This window comes from Pontibacter pamirensis (assembly GCF_010015475.1).
GTDB lineage: Bacteria > Bacteroidota > Bacteroidia > Cytophagales > Hymenobacteraceae > Pontibacter > Pontibacter pamirensis.
The window spans coordinates 1-1,380 of the sequence record NZ_SSNI01000108.1 but is presented as its reverse complement, the minus strand read 5'-3'; the positions used below and the strand labels follow the sequence as shown (position 1 = coordinate 1,380).

Annotated in this window: 2 pseudogenes; both read right to left on the bottom strand. The window is 42.9% G+C overall.

Going from position 1 to position 1,380, the window contains the following annotated elements:
* Nucleotides 1-143: 143 nt before the first annotated feature.
* Nucleotides 144-665 (bottom strand): annotated as a pseudogene (locus tag E1919_RS27135) (IS701 family transposase); the annotation flags it as partial.
* A 437-nt stretch (nt 666-1,102) separates the two neighbouring features.
* Nucleotides 1,103-1,380, bottom strand: a pseudogene (locus E1919_RS27130) (hypothetical protein); the annotation flags it as partial.

The following is a 1,380-nucleotide window of genomic DNA, read 5'->3' as shown; positions in this document are numbered from 1 at the left end:
TGCCATCCCTGCTCACTTCAAATGTCATTTTAAAAGCATCATCGGTGAGCTTTTCATAGATGAAGTGCTGCCAGGTGATTGTTCCATTGGAAGCTTTCTGCTGTGTTGTCAACATCAACCGGTGCGGTTTGCCTCCAGCCCCCCAGCCCCACCAGAAAACCCACTTCCTGGTTTCTCAGGAACTTCAGGTTCTCTACGGAGGCGTACCAGCTGTCGGCGCTCACCCACGCCGGGCGCAGTCCCCACTGCCAGCACTCCTTGACCATCTCCTGGAAGTAGACATGCTTTGTCTTTCCCTCCCCATGGCGGTACACCCGAAAGTTAACTGCCAGGCCCACCCCTGAGGGATCTGTATAAAACAGGGCTATAAGGTTGACTCCCTTCACCACTATATGGTGCCTGCCCGACCAGAAATAGTCTACCAGCTCTGTGGTGCTGGGGTCTGTAAAAGGCTTATCAAGCACCGAATCATCCGCCGAGAGAACGCCTCCCTTCAGGCAAAGCCCTCGCCTGACAGCCTCAAACAAATCTTTTCCCGTAAAGTGGCTGCTCAAAAGGAAGCGGTTGATCTCATCGTGTGAGACTTCTAGAACCTCGCTGGCCTTTACGCAGCTCACCTTGCGCGGCTCGCTCATCAAATAAGCTATGTATTGGGCAGATTCCATGGCTTTTATAATAATCTTACGTGTAATATTCTAGCTGCGTAACTCCTATAAGAATCATTTAAGTAAGAAAACAGATTTGAACACTACTTAGAATTCCTGGCATTTTTCAGGATACATATCATAAAAATCAGTGTGTGTTACTGATAACTGATTTATTATTAATATTTCATAAGATTTTAAATTTGTCCATGTTACATGAAGAATATTGGTGCGTAATTTATTGAGCATTAATATTCAAGGCTCTACTAAATAACTGAGGCCGGGCTATCCGAAATTAATAGGTCTTGTCTGTACACTGTTAGCTTTTTAATGAGAAAACAGATCTTTACTATTTCCAAAGCTTCTATCTGAAAATGTTAGAAACAGTAAATAAAACAGCTCTAAGACATCTTGACTATTTCAACGCGTTACTGCTAAAATAAGCCAACATTCCAAGGTTAATAAACCTGGCTGTTAGTACCCAAAAATTTAGCTCCAGCAAGTATATTATCAGTTATAAAATATTCTAAGTTCTGTTTAACAGGTTCTGGAAGAGAACCCTCCTCAAGCCAAGTATGAATATCCCCTAAATAATTCATTTCCAAATAGCGGGCTGTCTCTACAAAAGGCATTTTAAAACCATTTATTAACACTGCATCCGATCCGCAGCTAATCATCGCCATCTTTTTCCCTCTTAATTTACGGCCTATCTCTTTTTCATCACGCAGACAGTCAG